This window comes from Nocardia sp. NPDC102475 (assembly GCF_055584605.1).
In genome coordinates, this window is sequence record NZ_JBVJLS010000004.1 from 54,873 (window position 1) to 72,617 (window position 17,745).

15 protein-coding genes and 1 riboswitch are annotated in these 17,745 nt (G+C 65.4%); of the genes, 8 read left to right on the forward strand and 7 right to left on the reverse strand.

The window, feature by feature from the left end:
- The first annotated feature begins 175 nt into the window (after positions 1-175).
- The gene (locus ACZ60G_RS08440; protein WP_465808491.1) at positions 176-2,137 is read left to right on the forward strand and encodes an acyl-CoA dehydrogenase family protein; all 1,962 of its coding nucleotides are present in this window, start codon (positions 176-178) and stop codon (positions 2,135-2,137) included.
- Here ACZ60G_RS08440 and ACZ60G_RS08445 read toward each other — a convergent pair.
- The 4 genes from ACZ60G_RS08445 to ACZ60G_RS08460 form a co-directional block, all read right to left on the reverse strand.
- Positions 2,134-2,772: a phosphatase PAP2 family protein gene (locus tag ACZ60G_RS08445; protein WP_465808493.1), complete on the reverse strand. Its 639-nt coding sequence runs from the start codon at positions 2,770-2,772 to the stop codon at positions 2,134-2,136. The genes ACZ60G_RS08440 and ACZ60G_RS08445 overlap by 4 nt on opposite strands.
- 300 nt (positions 2,773-3,072) lie before the next feature.
- A complete protein-coding gene (locus ACZ60G_RS08450; protein WP_465808495.1) occupies positions 3,073-3,975 on the reverse strand; it encodes a nuclease-related domain-containing protein in 903 nt (300 codons plus the stop codon).
- A 90-nt stretch (positions 3,976-4,065) separates the two neighbouring features.
- Positions 4,066-5,457 carry a DUF2252 domain-containing protein gene (locus ACZ60G_RS08455; RefSeq protein ID WP_465808497.1) on the reverse strand — a complete coding sequence of 464 codons (1,392 nt, stop codon included), beginning with the start codon at positions 5,455-5,457 and terminating at the stop codon, positions 4,066-4,068.
- A 121-nt stretch (positions 5,458-5,578) separates the two neighbouring features.
- Entirely contained in the window at positions 5,579-7,273 is a 1,695-nt protein-coding gene (locus ACZ60G_RS08460) for a GMC oxidoreductase (RefSeq protein ID WP_465808499.1), read from the reverse strand.
- A 270-nt stretch (positions 7,274-7,543) separates the two neighbouring features.
- Here ACZ60G_RS08460 and ACZ60G_RS08465 point away from each other — a divergent pair, with 270 nt between their 5' ends.
- From ACZ60G_RS08465 to gcvP, 7 genes are all read left to right on the forward strand, one after another.
- On the forward strand, positions 7,544-8,113 hold the full coding sequence (locus tag ACZ60G_RS08465; protein ID WP_465809140.1) for a CDP-alcohol phosphatidyltransferase family protein: 570 nt from the start codon (positions 7,544-7,546) through the stop codon (positions 8,111-8,113).
- A gap of 77 nt (positions 8,114-8,190) precedes the next feature.
- Positions 8,191-8,589, forward strand: coding sequence for a glycine cleavage system protein GcvH (gene gcvH / locus ACZ60G_RS08470; protein WP_465808501.1), 399 nt, complete (start codon positions 8,191-8,193; stop codon positions 8,587-8,589).
- Positions 8,590-8,759: 170 nt separating this feature from the next.
- Complete coding sequence (garA, locus tag ACZ60G_RS08475; RefSeq protein WP_040689879.1) at positions 8,760-9,245, forward strand: glycogen accumulation regulator GarA; 486 nt, start codon at positions 8,760-8,762, stop codon at positions 9,243-9,245.
- A 73-nt stretch (positions 9,246-9,318) separates the two neighbouring features.
- Positions 9,319-10,155 carry a transcriptional regulator FtsR gene (gene ftsR, locus ACZ60G_RS08480; RefSeq protein ID WP_465808503.1) on the forward strand — a complete coding sequence of 279 codons (837 nt, stop codon included), beginning with the start codon at positions 9,319-9,321 and terminating at the stop codon, positions 10,153-10,155.
- Positions 10,156-10,322: 167 nt separating this feature from the next.
- A complete protein-coding gene (locus tag ACZ60G_RS08485; protein ID WP_040689884.1) occupies positions 10,323-10,796 on the forward strand; it encodes a bifunctional nuclease family protein in 474 nt (157 codons plus the stop codon).
- A 393-nt stretch (positions 10,797-11,189) separates the two neighbouring features.
- Positions 11,190-11,789 (forward strand): MerR family transcriptional regulator, encoded by a 600-nt coding sequence (locus tag ACZ60G_RS08490; protein WP_040689886.1) that lies wholly within the window; start codon positions 11,190-11,192, stop codon positions 11,787-11,789.
- 130 nt (positions 11,790-11,919) lie between these two features.
- Positions 11,920-12,019, forward strand: a riboswitch (glycine riboswitch).
- Positions 12,020-12,207: 188 nt separating this feature from the next.
- Complete coding sequence (gene gcvP, locus ACZ60G_RS08495; protein WP_465808505.1) at positions 12,208-15,027, forward strand: aminomethyl-transferring glycine dehydrogenase; 2,820 nt, start codon at positions 12,208-12,210, stop codon at positions 15,025-15,027.
- Positions 15,028-15,124: 97 nt separating this feature from the next.
- Here the strand turns inward: gcvP and ACZ60G_RS08500 are convergent, their stop codons facing one another.
- From ACZ60G_RS08500 to ACZ60G_RS08510, 3 genes are read right to left on the reverse strand one after another with little or no spacing between them, the layout of a single operon-like run.
- Complete coding sequence (locus ACZ60G_RS08500) at positions 15,125-15,805, reverse strand: hypothetical protein (RefSeq protein WP_465808506.1); 681 nt, start codon at positions 15,803-15,805, stop codon at positions 15,125-15,127.
- A gap of 48 nt (positions 15,806-15,853) precedes the next feature.
- Positions 15,854-16,027 (reverse strand): hypothetical protein, encoded by a 174-nt coding sequence (locus tag ACZ60G_RS08505; protein ID WP_465808507.1) that lies wholly within the window; start codon positions 16,025-16,027, stop codon positions 15,854-15,856.
- On the reverse strand, positions 16,024-17,688 hold the full coding sequence (locus tag ACZ60G_RS08510; RefSeq protein ID WP_465808509.1) for a VWA domain-containing protein: 1,665 nt from the start codon (positions 17,686-17,688) through the stop codon (positions 16,024-16,026). Before ACZ60G_RS08510 ends, ACZ60G_RS08505 begins: the two co-directional genes overlap by 4 nt.
- Between the last annotated feature and the right edge of the window lie 57 nt (positions 17,689-17,745).

Genomic DNA, 17,745 nt, shown 5'->3' on the forward strand with positions numbered 1-17,745 from the left:
GTTTAGTATATTAAACACGCGTTCAATGGTAAAGCAAGGGTTCGGCGAAGTTGTCGTGTCACGATATTTGTGACGGCAGAACGTGCTGTTCAGCGCCCTGGAAGCGGTCACGGAGGTCGGCATCTCATCGGCGCTTACCGACCGCTGGACGTCTGCGAAACGCTACTGTCGGGGTATGCCTGACACCGAGAACGTCTCGACATCGGATCACCTCCGCGACGCACTCGACGGCCCATGGCGCGCGGTTCGCGCCGAGGCCAGGGTGGAACTGGCCGGAGACCAGTTCACCGGCGATCCGTATCTCGACTACCACGCGGCACGGGCACGGGTGCTCGAGCAGATGCGGGCGATCGCATCGATGGGCTACGCGGAGCGTGGGTTCCGACGCGAGAACGGGGGCACGGGGGAGCCGGGGGAGGCGGTGACAGGGCTGGAGATGCTCGCGTACGCCGACCTGTCGCTGTGGGTGAAATCGGGTGTGCAGTGGGGCTTGTTCGGCGGGGCCGTGGAGAACCTCGGGACCGAACGGCATCGCGATGTGGTCAAGCGGCTGATCTCACTGGATCTGCTCGGTTGTTTCGCGATGACCGAATCCGGGCACGGCAGCGATGTCGCGAATCTGGAGACGACCGCGACCTACGATCCGCAGACCCAGGACTTCGTCGTCCATTCCCCGACACCGTCGGCTCGTAAGGACTACATCGGCGGCGCGGCCGAACATGCCGGGATGGCAGCGGTTTTCGCGCAGTTGATCACCGAGGGGACGAGCCAGGGCGTGCACTGCTTCCTGGTGCCGATCCGGGATGAGCACGGCGCCGACCTGCCGGGCGTGACCACCTACGACGACGGCCTCAAGGGTGGCCTGCTCGGTGTCGACAACGGCCGCATCGTTTTCGATCAGGTCCGCATTCCGCGGGAGAACCTGCTGAACCGGTACGCCGATGTCGCCCCGGATGGCACCTACAGCTCCGATATCGAGAACCCGAGCCGCCGATTCTTCACCACGCTGGGCACTCTGGTGCGCGGGCGGGTCAGCGTCGGGGGTGCGGCCGCGGCCGGTGCGCGGGTGGCATTGAGCATTGCCACGCGATACGCGCTGAAGCGCCGGCAATTCTCGGATCCGGACAGCGGCCAGGAGACCTTGCTGCTCGACTACCGCAGTCATCAGCGACGGCTGCTGCCCTTGATCGCCCGGTCGTATGCGCTTGCCTTCGCGCAGAACGATCTGGTCCGCCGCATGCATCTGGTGCAGACCGGCCAGGATCTCGATCCCGGCGCGCAGCGCGCCCTGGAGAAGCGGGCCGCCGGACTCAAGGTCGCACAGACCGGATTCGCCACCCGTGCCATCCAGGAATGTCGCGAAGCCTGTGGCGGCGCAGGCTATCTCACCGAGAACCGGCTGGTCACACTGAAGGCCGATACCGATGTGTTCACCACCTTCGAGGGCGACAATGTCGTACTCACCCAGTTGGTGGCCAAGGAACTGCTCACCGCCTACTCCGATGAGATCCGCGATCTGGACGCGCTCGGCTGGGTGCGCTTCGCCGCGACCATGGCCGGCGATGTGGTCCGCAAGCGTTCCGGTGTGCGCCAACTGATCCAGACGCTGCGCGACCGCAGTGACGACACGGTCGACGACGGCGATCTGTCCCGCCGCTCGGTGCAGCTGCAGCTGTTCGCCGATCGCGAGGATTATCTGGTGCGCACAGCCGGACACCGGCTGCGTGCCCGCGCGAAGGACACCGCACCGTTCGAGGCGTTCAACAATGCGCAGGACCACATCCTCGCCGCGGGCGCCGCACATATCGATCGACTGATTCTCGAGGCGTTCATCGAAGGTATTGCCGGAATCGCGGATCCGGAGGCGCGTGAACTCGCCGAGACCGTCTGCGATCTGTACGTCTACTCGATGCTCGAGGAGAACCAGGCGTGGTTCATCATGCACCGGTTCATGTCGGTGGAACGGGCGAAGGCCGTGCGTCGCGGTGTCAATGAACTGGTCGACCGGCTGCGCCCGGATGCGCTGACGCTGGTCGAGGGCATGGGTGTGCCGGAGAGCATGCTGCGTTCGGCGCTGCTGGATGATGCGAGCGTGTTCGATCGGACCAGTAGTCATACGACGGTGTCGCGGATCTAGGAGTCGACGCGCGCCTGCTCCGAGAGAAATCGCTCGGTAAGTTTCCAGCAGACGACGACGAGTGCGATCGCCACCGCCGTGCCGCCGAGAATATCGGTGGGCAGGTGATAGCCGAGGCCGATCATGCCGACCGCGGCGCAGAGCAGTGCGGCGGTGGCGATCACGAAGGTGCCGACGCGCGCCCGCGTCGAGTCGGTCAGCACGACGAACGCGGTGGCGATCGCGACCAGATGCACGGTATGTCCGCTCGGATACGCGAGATAGTCGTGCAACGGTCGATCCCACAGCGGTTTGAGCACCCAGCTGTTGATTGCGACCACAACCTCGGGAATCGCCACCATTGCCACGGCCCGCCGCCACTGCCCCCGATAGCCGAACCAGGCGGCAGCCGCGAGCAACAGCGGGATCAGGATGTAGCCGTTGCTCGGGATCACCAGCGCCTCGTAGCCGCCGGGATGGTCGTCCAGCGCCGAGTGGATCGGCTCGGCGAGTTCGCGATCCAGATCGGTGGCCGCGCCGTCGCCGGGGAAGGTCAGCGGCAGCGTTACGGCGATGCCGAGGCCGACGAGCACCACGCACAGCGCGACGAGGTTCGCTCGTATCGCGACGAGCAGCGCCTTCCATTCGACGATCACCGCTCGACGATAAGGCACCCGCGAACAGCACCGTCGGTCGCGCGCAAGTGAGTGCCCCTGCCGCCTCCGTACCGCCGCCGCACTCCATTGGGCCTCGGATCCAGTGCGCTCGGGCCTACTACAGCGCGGGCGTCTGCGATACCTGAGCCGCGACGCTCACCATCGTCGCCGGGCATCTGCGTGCGGTACATGGCATTCCGCAATCGGCCCGCGACCAGCGCCTGTCCGAATACCGGAATGCGCTGGGCGAGTCCGGATTTCGGGAGGCGACACAGTCCGCGGAACAGTCGACGTCCGTGCTCACCCCGGCCCGTAGGTCAATACCGCGGTGATCACGAACCAGATCATCCACGCGAAGGCGATGAGCATGCCCGCCGCCAGCGTGATGCGCATGAACGCCCGCCCCAGATCCATATCGCCGGTTTGCCGCGGATACAGCTTCCACGGGCTGTACCAGGGCGCCTCGATGACCAGGGCCGGTGCGTCGGCATCCTTTTCGGCCTGCGCCAACTCCTCGGCATAGGCCTCCGCCTGCGCCTGGTTCGGACCGCCGTGCCACAGCGTGATATCGATCGGGCCGAGGAAGCCCTCGTTGACCAGATCCTGCGGGGCAGGCAGGGCGGGCAGGATGCCCAGGCTGCGGAAGGCCACCGCGACATCGTTGCCCGTCCACAGGTGGATGTTCTTCTCGGAATCGGCCAGCGTCTCGAAATAGTGCCGCAGCCGTTCCGGATCGCTGCCGAGGATCACATCGAAACTTGGATCGCTCCATTCCTGTTTGACCGACAGCTCGGCGCCGCGCAGCGGCACGATCAGCGCGACACCGTGCACAGCGCGCTGACCGAGACCGCGCGCGGCCAGCCAATTCTGCAGTGCGAGTGTGTGTTCGCGCGATCTGTCCAGCGGGGTGCGGCGATCGCGGGCCTCGCTGGCGATCGGTGCGCCGGAGATGGTCCACGGACCGCTGAGCGGCACCTCCAGCACGCCGTCCTGGCGCGCGACCAGCGCCTCGGCCTCGATCACCACGCAACTGGTCGGAGTCCAGACCACCGCGTCGAACTGATGCAGCCGATCGTTGTGGAACAGACTGCAATTCACCGTGGCGACGCCATGCGGGCTGGCCGGATCCTTCCAGGTGCGCAGCCAGTCGATCAGCGCCCGCTCGGCATTGGTGCCTGCCGGGTTCTGTACTCGCACGAGCATTCGCGACCGCCCTTCACGTCATCACTCGATGCTGGCAAGGATACGGACAACTCTGCCCGGTTCGCCGCGCCTACGAGCAGACGCGGCGTGTCACTGCGGTTGTTCCGCGGCGATCTTTCCAGCCCGCACCGCATCGACCAATTCGGCGTGGTCGGCCTCGGTCCGATCGGCGTAGCGAACCGCGAAGCGCGCGACCGCATCCTCGAACGCCTCGTCACCGTCGAAATACCCGGCGAGCAGGCGCGGATCGAGGGAACGCGAATGTGCGCGAGCCAGCAGCGCACCGGCCAGCCTGCCGTAATCGTCGAGATCGTCCGAGGACAGCTCGGCCGGATCGATACTGCCCTTCATATTGCGGAACTGGCGCACCGTGAACGGTAGTTCGCCGGTCTCCAAGCGCAGTGTGGTCCAGCCGAGCAGGATATCGGTCTCGGACTGAACCAGCCTGGCGCCCTGCACGATTCGCTCACCCTCGTGCGCGGGCGGCGGCGCGGGCAGGAATGGCGCCAGCGCCGAGGGGTTGGCCTGTTTCAGCTGCAGTACCAGCGCCTCGCCATCATTGCCGTGCAACAGTGCGACATAGCTGTGCAGTCCGACGCTTCCGGTTCCGACAATGCGGAAGGCGGTGTCGGACACCGCGAATCGGGCCAGCAGATTGCGCCGGGACTCGCGCAGGGTATCGCCGTAGCGCTCCAGCCCGTCGATGATCTCCTCGGCGACCTTGGCGCCGACCGCTGTGAGAATCGGTGGGTCACTGACGAATCGGTGCTTGCTGATCCCGGTCTCGTGGTCCTCCAGATGTTCGGTCCACTTCTCGACCACCTTGGCGCTGGTGTTCTTGCGCGCCTTCTTCGCGGCCTTCTTGAAGTCGTCGAGCAGATCATCGGCCCTTGCCCTACTGATGATCGACTCGTCCGGCAGCGCGCTCCAAGATTCCATGAACGGTTGCTCGGCGAGATGATCGATGGCGAGCCGATAGCTTCGGGCCGCATCCCGGGCGGCCCGCAGGCAATCGTCTTCGGCCGCACCGCCTTCGCGGCCCGCCAGCACCAGACTGGCCGCTAGCCGCTCCAGATCCCACTCCCACGGGCCGACGATCGTTTCGTCGAAATCATTGATGTCCATGACGATTTCGCCGCGTGGCGTGCCGTACAGACCGAAATTCGCGGCGTGCGCGTCACCGCAGATCTGCGCGGGCACGCCGGTGTCCGGACTGCCCGCGAGATCGGCGGCCATCAACCCGGCCGCACCGCGATAGAAGGTGAACGGCGAGGCGAGCATGCGACCGACCCGTAGCGGAACCAGATGCGGCAACCGACCGGCATTGCTCGCGGCGATGAAGTCGAGCACATCAGGTCGCGTGGACCAGGTGACCGCTCGATCCCGGGCACCGACCGGAACCCGCTGACGCAGCGCCCGCCCGCGGGCGCGGACATCCTCGGCAGGAACATACGAGCGAAGATCAATACCACCGTCCAACACTGTGCTGATTTTGCCGCGCCTGCGGCGCGGACGCGAGACGGGCCGCGAACGTCGCTCGTAAGACTCGGCTCCGCGGTGGTCGAGCGAGATGGGTATCGGGGCCCCGACGTACCCAGCCTGCTCAGGTGGCGGGTACCACGGGGTCGACCGGTGTGATCGGCAAGCGCAGTGCGCCTGGGGCGGATGCGGGCACCGTCGGATGGTTCGGGGCGACGGGGGAGATCCGCTGATATGCCGAACCCAGTTCGGGGCGTGGATCGGCCTCGTTCCTATTGGGCCAGAAGGCCATTGCGCGCTCGGCCTGTGCGGTGATCGTCAGCGACGGATTGACACCGAGGTTCGCCGTCACCGCCGAACCGTCCGCGACATGCAGCCCGGGATGTCCGAATACCCGCTGATACGGGTCGACCACACCGGCCTCCGGACCATCGCCGATCACACAACCGCCGATGTAATGCGCGGTGGCCGGGATATTCAGCACGTCCATGATCAGGCCGTGGGTATCGCCGTTCACCTTGGCGCCGAACCGTCGGCCGATATCGTGCGCCAGCGGAATCCAGGTCGGATTCGGTTCGCCGGTGCCCTGTTCGGTCTTCAATTGCCCGCGCTTGCGGTAGGAGGTCAGCGAATTGTCCAGTGACTGCATCACCAGCAGGATCACCGACTTCTCCGAGGCATGGCGGGCATTGAGACTGCGCAGGAAAACCAACGGATGCAACACGATTGCCAGCAGGAAGCGCAGGAATCGGAACGCCCCGCCGTCCACGATCGGCACCGACATCGGGAACAGCGCGTTCTGCCCCTTGCCGTAATGGCAGACCTCGATGTGGGTATCGGCCTCCGGATGGATCGAGGAGGTGATCGCGATGCCCTCGGCGAAATCGCGGCGTGAGCGGCTCACCACATTGAGGATCGCCTCGGAATTGCTGCGGGTCAGCTCACCGAGGCGCGGCGACAGATCCGGCAGTATTGCCTCGTCGCGCATCTTGTGCAGCAACTTCTGCGTGCCGAGCGCCGCACCGGCGAAAACTACCTGCTCGGCGGTAAATGTCTTGCGCTGCTTGCGGATCCAGCGATCCGAACGCTCGGTCTCGACCGCATATCCGCCGCCGGACAGCGGCCGGACCGTAGTCGCGGTGGTCAGCGGATGTACCTCGGCACCGGCCTTTTCGGCCAGATACAGGTAATTCGTCGTGGTGGTGTTCTTGGCATTGTTCGGGCAGCCGGTGAAACATTGCGCGCAGTGCACGCAGCCGCGTCGGTGCGGACCCGCGCCGCCGAAGTAGGGATCTTCGACCTCGGTGCCCGGATCGGTCTCGTTGAAGAAAACACCCACATTGGTCGGGTGAAAGGTATGGCCGACGCCCAGATCGTCGGCGATCTCCTTGATCACCTCGTCGGCGGGTGTCATCCGCGGATTCGGGGCTACGCCGAGCATGCGCTGCGCCTGGTCATAGTACGGCGCCAGTTCGGCCTTCCAGTCGGTGATATGGGCCCACTGCTTATCGGTGTAGAAGTTCGGCAGCGGCTCGTAGAGGGTGTTGCCGTAGATGAGCGAACCACCGCCGACGCCCGCGCCGGAAAAGACCGCGCATTTACCGAGCACACTGATCCGCTGCGGTCCGGTCAAACCGAGGCGCGGCGCCCAGATCGATTTGCGCACATTCCAATTCGTCTTCGGAATATCCTCGGCGGGCCAGCGCCGTCCGGCCTCGAGCACGCCGACCCGGTAGCCCTTCTCGGTCAGGCGCAGCGCACTGACGCTGCCGCCGAATCCGGAGCCGATCACTACCACGTCGTAGTCGAATGCTGGCATGGTTTCCCTCTCTGAACCGTGCGACAACCGTGTGAGATGGTTCCACACTCATTCTGTCACCCGGGTCGGTGCGGCATATCGCACAGCAGGTGGGTACCGAAAGTATGCGCGTCCGGCGTGCCCGGATGGCGTGAACCGGGGTCGGTGCGGTATGCACGGGCTGTGACAACCGAATCGGGGAAAACGGAACCGGGCGAACGCGCCGGCTCCGGCGCGGACAACCCGGGAAAAGCGGGCGATCCGGCCGCGGGCGGCGTCTTCGCCGACCGCATCTTCACCGTTCCCAATGTCCTGAGCGTATTGCGACTGGCCGGTGTGCCACTTTTCCTGTGGTTGCTGCTGGTGGTGCGCGCCGACGGCTGGGCTTTCACACTGCTGGTGCTCAGCGGCGTCACCGACTTCCTGGACGGCAAGCTGGCCCGGCTGCTCGACCAGTCGTCGCGACTCGGCGCACTGCTCGACCCGTTCGTGGATCGGCTGTATCTGGTGACCACGCTGGCCGCATTCGTGATCCGCGGGTTGCTGCCCTGGTGGGTCGCGGTGATCCTGATCGGCCGCGACGCCGTCCTGACCTTGACTCTTTCGGTGTACAAACGCCGCCAACTGGATCCACCCGAGGTCATCTACCTGGGTAAAGCCGCCACCTTCGCGCTGATGTCGGCGCTGCCATGGTTGCTGGCCGGTCAGATGGATTGGGCGCTGGCAGGTTTCGGTCGTGCCTTCGGCGGGGCATTCCTGGTCTGGGGCACGGCGGTGTATGTGTGGACCGGCGTGCTCTACGTCTGGAAGGCTTTCGCCGTCGCGCGAGCGATACCGGCTGTGCCACACCGCAGTGAGTAGCGATTAGAGTTGCGTGGAACCCGCTGGCGACTGCTTGCAGATCGCTCGAGAAGGTCAGCATGATGAAAGGACGGCCTGTGACCCAGACCCCCGAGGATCTGCGCTACACCGAAGAGCACGAATGGGTGCGGCGGATCGGCCCGACCCGGGTTCGGGTGGGCATCACCGACTACGCCCAGTCTCAACTCGGTGACGTTGTGTTCGTGCAGTTGCCGGAGGTCGACAAAGATGTGGCGGCCGCGGAAAGCATCGCCGAGGTGGAGTCGACCAAGAGCGTGTCCGATATCTACGCTCCGCTGGCCGCGAAAGTTGTTGCGGTGAACGATGTTCTGGACACGGAGCCGGAAACGCTGAACACCGATCCCTATGGCGACGGGTGGATCTTCGAGCTCGAATTGAGCGACGAGGCCGGCGTGGATGCCGCGCTCGGTGAACTACTGGATGCCGCAGGTTATCAAGGAGTTATCGGGGGCTGACCCAGCCTTCCCAGTTCTACCTGCACGGGTACGCCCTGGCAGGGTACGGTCAATGCCAACAGATGTGCCGGTGCTTGGCAGCCGGTGTTCTAGCGTCAGGATCCCCAGGTCGTGGCGGTGAAGGCAGCACCTGCTTGCATGGATAATCAGGTTCGAGGAGGAGAGAAACGGTGAGCGAGAACAAAGACCCGGGTTACGGGGAGACCGCGGCCGAGACGACGTCGGTCTTCCGCGCGGATTTCCTGAACGAGGTCGACGCGTCGCGCTCCGCTGAGGCGACCGGCGAACAGCCGGTCCAAGGGGTCGAGGGTCTGCCGGTTGGTGCTGCCCTCTTGGTCGTGAAGCGAGGCCCGAATGCGGGCTCGCGGTTCCTGCTCGATCAGCCGACCACGTCGGCGGGCCGCCATCCCGACAGTGACATCTTTCTCGATGACGTCACCGTCAGCCGTCGGCATGCCGAATTCCGGCAGGACGACGATTCCTTCCAGGTGGTCGATGTGGGCAGCCTCAACGGCACCTACGTCAACCGGGAGCCGGTGGACTCCTCGGAGTTGCAGAACGGTGACGAAGTTCAGATCGGCAAGTTCCGCCTCGTCTTCCTCACTGGGCCCCGGGTCCAGCAGAGCGATTCGTCGGCGGGTGCGGGCAGCCTGTGACATCAGCGGCACGGATTTCGCGTGTCGGCAGTGTTGACAGGGAAGAACGCTGTGTCATGAAAGACTCGGTGCTATGACGGGCGCGGCGCAGTGGGCTCGTGGAGGCATGTCGATCGGCTCCGTGCTCGACCTGCTGCGACCGGACTTTCCGGATATCACCATCTCGAAGATCCGTTTCCTCGAGGCCGAGGGGCTGATCCGACCCGAGCGCACGCCGTCGGGTTATCGCAGGTTCTCGATCGCGGACTGCGAGCGGCTCAGATTTGTGCTGACCGCACAACGTGATCAGTACCTGCCCTTGAAGGTGATCAAGGAGCAGCTCGAAGCGATCGACAGCGGTGCGGCGACGCTCGGTGTGCGGGAAGCCCGCGCCCGGGCGCACTCCGGCCGCAACGGTGCGCCGGAGCCGGGGCACGTCACGCCCGACTCCGAGCTAACCGCAACACCCGCGGCGCACCATAGCGCCCGTACTGTGGCGCCGCGCAAACTCGGCGTCGTGCCCGGTGAAATCTCGCCCGATGAGCTGCGATTCGATCACGAAATCCGGCTCACCCGGGCGGATCTGCTTGGCAAGGCCGAGATCGATGAGAAATTCCTCGCCGATCTGATCCGAGCGAATCTGATCACCCCCGGCGTCGCCGGTTTCTTCGACGAGGATGCGGTGACGCTGGCCAAAACCGCCAAGGCGATGGCCGAATTCGGCCTGGAGGCACGGCATTTGCGCGCCTTCAAGCTGGCCGCGGACCGCGAGGCCGCGCTGGTGGCGCAGATCGCCGCCCCGATCGCCAAGAGTCGCGATGCCGGTGCGCGCGCACGTGCGGAGGAGACGGTGCGGGAGTTGGCGGCATTGTCGCTGACATTGCACACCTGCCTGGTGAAAGCGTCGGTGCGGTCCTCGCTCGGCGGCTGAGTTCGGCGGGTGCATCCGAAGTTCGCTTTGCGTTCCAGACGGACAACACGCCGATTTCGGCTGTGCACAGGGAATGCTGCACGCCTCGAGGTTCGCTTAGACTCGTGGTACGGCGAGCTCTGCAGCGGTCATGCCGGGCGGCCGGCGAGTCATTGGGAGGCAGTGCGATGAGTGAGATGCGCGTAATCGGCATTCGTGTCGAGCAGCCACAGAACCAGCCCGTGCTGTTGCTCCGCGAGGCGTCCGGAGACAGGTATCTGCCGATCTGGATCGGGCAGGCCGAGGCGACCGCGATCGTGCTCGAACAAGAGGGGGTGACCCCGATCCGTCCGCTGACTCACGATCTGATCAAGATCTTGATCGCCGACCTCGGGCATACCCTCAAGGAAGTGCGGATCGTGGATCTGCAGGAGGGCACCTTCTACGCGGATCTGGTCTTCGAGAACGATCTGCGGATCTCGGCGCGGCCGTCGGATTCGGTAGCGATCGCCTTGCGGGTGGGTTGCCCCATCTATGCCGAGGAGCCGGTGCTCGAGGAGGCGGGGCTGGTCATGCCGGACGAACGCGAGGACGAGGTGGAGAAGTTCAAGGAGTTCCTCGAGTCCGTCTCGCCGGACGATTTCAAGGCCACCGATAGCTGAATCTTCGGCCGCGCCTTCAGCGCGGCGTGTTCGCGGCCCCCTGGTGTCTTGCGGCTGACCCTTTCGAGCGACCTGCAAGCAAGTCGGTAGCGGCGCCGTCGAGACTCGCGGCTTCGTCGCATGCGCTTCGACGACTCGGCTGCGTTCGATGGCCGCGCCTGCGGCGCGGACGCGAGGCGGGCCGCGAACGTCGCTCGTGGGACTCGCTCCGCGGTGGTCGAGTTCGCGGAGAACGCGAATTCTCTACTGGCCCTAAAGGAAAGGTCGAGACTCTTACCGCGCGTCGCGTTTGGTCGGATGATGCCGCTCCCGGGACAATCAGGGAGAGTAATCTCGATAGTTGGGCCACGTCCGTTATGGCCGGTCGTTGGTCGTTACGGAGCCGGGTCATCGATGAGGCAAGGCGTCGGCGAAGCAAGGGAGTGGTCAGTGGCAGAGCAATCGCAGGATGTGGTACAGCCAGGCCTGTTCCCGGATGATTCGGTGCCCGACGATTTGGTCGGCTACCGCGTACCCAGCGCATGCCAGGTGGCCGGGATCACGTATCGGCAGCTCGACTATTGGGCGCGGACCGGACTGGTCGTGCCCTCCATCCGAGGTGCAGCGGGCTCGGGCAGTCAACGGCTGTATTCGTTCAAGGACATTCTGGTCCTGAAAATCGTGAAGCGACTATTGGACGCGGGCATCTCGCTGCAGAACATCCGCATCGCGGTCGATCATCTGCGCAGCCGCGGCGTGCAGGATCTGGCCGGTATCACGCTGTTCTCCGACGGTACCTCGGTGTATGAATGCACCTCGCCCGAGGAAGTAGTCGATTTACTGCAGGGTGGGCAGGGCGTCTTCGGAATCGCGGTCAGCGGCGCCATGCGGGAACTGACCGGAGCCATCGCCAACTTCCCGGCCGAGCGGGCGGTGAGCGGCAGTGCGAGCGAGCGTCCAGAGGACGAATTGTCCTTCCGTCGTAAGGCTCGGATGAACCGGAAGACCGGCTAGAGATCGTGTCGAGTGCCCGTCGCCGCCGCGGCGGGCACTTGTCATATGCGCCGGAGTGATGAGCGCTACACGCCCATCCGGGGTCCGGTGGCGTCATTTGTTGTGCGCGCGGCATAAACTAGCCATGCGTCGCCGCCGTGCGGGAGAGTTTCGGACTTCACAAGAGTCCGGGCGCCGAAGGAGCAGCACCTCCCCGTCAATCTCTCAGGCAAAAGGACCGTACGGGCTTCGACGTCTCTGGAAAGTGGTGTTTGGCGCACAACGCGGCGATCGCCCGCCCATGGGGAAAGGGGTCCTGAGCCCTGTCCGTTCGAGGCAGGGTGTCGCGGCGTCCGAATCTCTCAGGCTCCACGACAGAGGGGGAGGGCTGGTACCCGTCGACCACTGTTGGTCGACCCCGCCCGACCTTGGAGCTGCCGTGACTCGATCATTCGCCGACCGCCACATCGGACCCGACCAGGCCGAACTTGCCCGGATTCTGGACGTCGTCGGCGTCGGCTCGCTGGACGAGCTCGCCGCCGCGGCACTGCCCGCGAGCATTCTGGACGGCTCCGGCCTCGAGGTGCTGCCGCCCGCGGCCACCGAGCACGAGGTGCTCGCCGAACTCGCCGAGCTCGCGCACTCCAATACCGTCGCCACCTCGATGATCGGGCTCGGCTACTACGACACGCTGACCCCGCCGGTGCTGGTGCGTAGCCTGCTGGAGAATCCGGCCTGGTACACCGCCTACACGCCGTACCAGCCGGAGATCAGCCAGGGGCGGCTCGAGGCGCTGCTCAACTTCCAGACCATGGTGTCGGATCTGACCGGGATGGAGGTGGCCAATGCATCCATGCTGGATGAGGCCACCGCCGCCGCCGAGGCGATGACGCTGCTGCGCCGCGCGGGCAAGTCCAAGTCCGCACGTCTGCTCATCGATGACGATCTGTTCCCACAGACCAAGACCGTGCTGGCCACCCGGGCCGAGCCGCTGGGCATCGAGATCGTCTCGGCGGATCTGTCCGGTGGCGAATTGCCCGAGGGCGAGTTCTTCGGCGTGCTGGTTCAGGTTCCGGGTGCGTCGGGGCGGATTGTGGACTGGCGGCCGGTGATCGAGACGGCGCACGAGCGTGGTGCATTGGTGGCGGTCGGCGCGGATCTGCTTGCGCTGACCCTGATTACGCCGCCGGGGGAGCAGGGTGCGGACGTATGTTTCGGCACCACACAGCGTTTCGGGGTGCCGATGGGCTTCGGCGGTCCGCACGCCGGATATCTGTCGGTGCGCACCAAGCATGCGCGGCAACTGCCTGGCCGGTTGGTCGGCGTCTCCGTGGACGCGGATGGCAACAGGGCGTACCGGCTCGCGCTGCAGACCCGTGAGCAGCACATTCGCCGGGAGAAGGCGACCTCCAATATCTGTACCGCACAGGTGCTGCTGGCCATTGTGGCCGCGATGTACGCGAGCTACCACGGTGCCGACGGACTGCGGGCGATCGCCCGCCGCGTTCATGCGCGCGCGGCAGCCATCGCGGCCGGGCTCGTTGGTGTCGTGGTGCACGAGAATTTCTTCGACACCCTGCTGGTGCGCGTGCCCGGCGGCGCGGAATCCGTTGTCGCCAAGGCGAAGTCGAGCGGGATCAACCTGCGGCTGGTGGATGCCGATCACGTCGGCATCGCCTGTGACGAGGCCACCACCGAGGCGCACGTCACCACGGTGCTCGAATCCTTCAGCACCGGACTGCCGTCGGGCGTCGGCGATCCGGGCGGTGTGCCGAGCGTGACCGACGGTTCGATCGAGACCCGCACCTCGGAATTCCTCACCCATCCGGCCTTCACCAGCTACCACACCGAAACCGCGATGCTGCGCTATCTGCGCAGGCTCTCCGATAAGGACATCGCGTTGGACCGCAGCATGATTCCGCTCGGCTCCTGCACCATGAAGCTCAATGCCACCGCCGAGATGGAGGCCATCACCTGGCCCGGTTTCGCTCGGGTCCATCCGTACGCGCCGGTCGAGGATGCGCCCGGTCTGCTGCGGGTGATCACCGATCTGGAGGGCTGGCTCTCGGCCATCACCGGGTACGACCAGGTGAGCCTGCAGCCGAATGCGGGTAGCCAGGGTGAGTACGCCGGGTTGCTGGCCATTCGGCGCTACCACCTGGATCGTGGCGATACACACCGGGATACGTGCCTTATTCCGTCCAGTGCGCACGGCACCAACGCGGCCTCGGCCACCATGGTGGGGCTGCGCGTCGAGGTCGTGAAGTGCCGGGAGAACGGCGATGTGGACCTCGACGACCTGCGCGCCAAGATCGCCGACCACGCCGACCGGCTGGCCTGCATCATGATCACCTACCCGTCCACGCACGGCGTGTACGAGCATGAGGTCGCCGAGTTGTGCGCGCTGGTGCACGATGCGGGTGGTCAGGTGTACGTCGACGGCGCGAATCTGAATGCCCTTGTGGGCCTTGCTCGTCCGGGCCGGTTCGGTGGCGATGTCAGCCATTTGAACCTGCACAAGACCTTCTGCATTCCGCACGGTGGCGGTGGTCCAGGCGTCGGCCCGGTGGCGGTGCGCTCGCATCTTGCGCCGTACCTGCCCGGTGACCCGCTCGAGCCGGGTTCGCACGCGGTGTCGGCGGCAAAGTACGGTTCGGCGTCGATCCTGCCGATCACCTGGGCTTATATCCGGATGATGGGGGCGGATGGCCTGCGTAAGGCCACGTTGACCGCGATCGCGTCAGCCAACTACATCGCGCGCCGGTTGAACGAGCACTTCCCGGTGCTGTACACCGGTGAGAACTCGATGGTGGCGCACGAGTGCATTCTGGATCTGCGCGAGATCACCAAGCGGACCGGTGTGACCGTCGACGATGTGGCAAAGCGGTTGGCGGACTACGGATTCCATGCGCCGACCATGAGCTTCCCGGTGGCGGGCACATTGATGGTGGAGCCCACCGAGAGCGAAAACCTCGCCGAGCTGGACGAATTCATCCTCGCGATGACGGCGATCCGGGGCGAGATCGATCAGGTCGCCGCGGGTGTGTGGCCGGTCGAGGACAACCCGCTGCGCGGTGCGCCACATACGGCGGCCTGCCTGGTCGGGGATTGGGACCACCCGTACAGCCGGGAGGTCGCGGTGTATCCGCAGGGGCTGGATCCGGCGCGGGGCAAGGTGTGGCCAGCGGTGCGGCGGATCGACGGCGCCTACGGTGACCGCAACCTCGTCTGCTCCTGCCCGCCGCTGGACGCGTACTGACGGCCACCGAGCCGCACCTCGACCCCGTTGCAGGTGCGGCTCGGTAGCCATCGTCACTGTGCGGCAGCCGCTTTGGCGTAGGTATCGACCAGGCGAGTCACGCTGGGTCCGGCGCGGCCTCGGGTTCGATTTCCGGTATCTCGCTGAGGGCTTCGATTCCCAGTTCCGACCGCGTCGCGTCGATGACTGCGCGTTCGTCTTGGACGGTGTTGGCAATCGCCTTGTGCCACAGTGCGCGGATCGCGTTGACGTCGTCCATGGTCGCTTCGTGGTCGAGTTCCACCTTGAGGCGTTGCACGGTGATGCTCTGGGCGGCGGTGAGGGTTCGGAGGAGATCTTCGCAGCGCTGCGGGATCTTAAGGTTCGCCAGGACGCGCAGGCGGGTGATGTAGCCGTTGCATGCGGAGATGCTCTGCTGTACTTCCTTGCCGAAACTGTCCACCTCCTCGACGGATTCGGCCTTCCAATCGAGGGTGTCCCACAGGGTTTGGCGGACGTCGGCGGCGGCGAGCAGTACCGAGGAGATCGCGGTCAGAATCGAGTCGCGTCGCCATTTGTCTTGTTCGCGGCGTTCTGCGGCGGCGTTGGCGTTGTCGATGTTGCGTTGCGCGGCGGCGTGGGTTGTCTCGATATTGGCCTGTGCGGCATCAAGTGTGGTCCGGTTGCGCTCGTCGGCCGCGGTGATCGCGTCGCGGTTCGTCCGGTTGTTGATCAGGACGCCGATGAGCGCCGCGGCGGCGACGATGAGCGAGCTGAGAAGCGGAAGCCAGGAAGTCACCGGGTCATCATTGCATTGCGGGCTGCTCCACTGTGCCCCGATCGGCCGTCAGATCGCACCGGCACGTGCCGCGACTGGTGCGGCACCGGTCGCGCGGAGGGTGTCTTGCGTGGTCAGCGGTTCGTGAGTGATGAACGAGCGGTAGTAGATCGGTGCCGTAGCGAAGTTAACAATCTCCTCGACATCGATGATGTCAGGGAGATTGCCCAGGCGATCATTCACGGCGTCGTCAACGCGTGCATAACTGCGGTCCCGAAGCTGACGTCATCCGAGGTCGGCAGCCGGGTGTACGTGCCACCGGTTCGCTGCGCGGCGCCTTGGAGGGTCTCCGTGCCAGTGCCCCCGATGATGATGACATCGATGCGAACCGGGTGGGCCGGATCGGCGGCGGAGGTCAGCTCGGTCAGCAGTTTGGCTCCGGTGGTGGTGGAGTCGTCATCCGGGCCGTCGGCGATGAGCAGAACCGAATTGGTGAGCCCCGGAGTGTATCCGCGAACAGCCGACTTGTAGGCGGCGATCAGTGACGGATAAGCCTGGTCGGTACGGGATTCGGTGGGCTTCACCGCCTCCAGCGCCGTATCCAACGCGGTGCGCTGCTGATTGTTCAGTGGCGCGGTGGGCGTTTGGATCTTGTACGGCGTTGTCCCGTCGAGGTTTTTGCCGAATGTCCACACGCCGAGTCCGAAGTCCGGCGGCATCACATTCATCGTGGAGCGCAGCGCGCCGAGTGCATTCGAGAGCCGGGCGACGGATCCGTCGTTGTTGCCCATCGAGGACGAGACGTCGAGCAGCACCGTAGCCTGCACGCCGAGTACAGGATTGGCGAGTGTGGCACGCACCTTGTCCAGTGCGGTCCGCGGCGCGGCGGGTGCGGCGACGGCCGGTGCCGCGGCGAATCCGGCGGCGGTGAAGGCCGAGGACTGTTGGGGTGCGCGCAAGTAGTCGGTGAACAGTGATGCGATCAGATTCTGGGTCTTGTCCACCCACGCCCCGGACATCAGCGCGGCGGGATGATCGGCAACGGGTGCGGTCCCCATTGGCCGAAATTCCGACGTACTACCAACAGCTTTCAATTGCTGCTCGGTAGCCGCTACCGCATGAATGGGCGAATTCGTCCCGCCGATCGCGGCCAACGCGGCAGTGGTGTCCGCCGCCTGCGGCGCTTTCGCGGCGAGCCCGGAGATCGCCGCGACAACCTGACCGGACTGCGCGACCTGATCGGTGAGTGGATCGGTTCCCGAAACCGCGGAGCCGACCGCTGCTGCCACCGCCAAGGTCGAATCCCCGGCGGGCACTGCCATCCGCAGCCCACCCCACCCGGACAATCCGAGTTCGTCCAGCGAACCCTGTTGCAGCCGTGGCAAATCCGCCCAGGTGATCTTGGCCTGCTCGAGCGCACCCCGCAGATCCTCGGGAACGGCGACCACGATCGGACTCATCGCAACCGGCGCGGGTGTGCCCTCGATCAGACCGGGCACCCGCATGGATTCGATGGACCGCATCGAATCGGCGATCCACAGCCCAGGCTGCGGACCGAGCGCACCGTTCCACGGCGTGCCCGAGGTGAACCCGGCGACGATCGCCGCCGACGGCTGGGCCGTCACCACCACTTTCGCGCAATGATCGCGCACCTTTGGGTTGGTCGCGTTGTAGCGCTCCGCCGCGGCCCGCACCGGATCGGCGATATCCGGATCGACCGTCACGAACAGGGTCGACGGCCCCTCCTTGCATTCCGCCGCGGCCGACTTGTCCCGGTTCGCGGCGCGATCACTCAGTTGAAAAAACGCGAAGACCGCCGCGACTAGCAGCAAAACGGCAACCACTGCGATAACCGGACCTTTGCTGACGCCCCGGGACCTGGTTCCGCTGCGATGTGTGCCCACGATCCTCAGTGTATGTTCACGCGAGATTTGCCGTGCCGGTGTGTCCGGTGCGGCGCA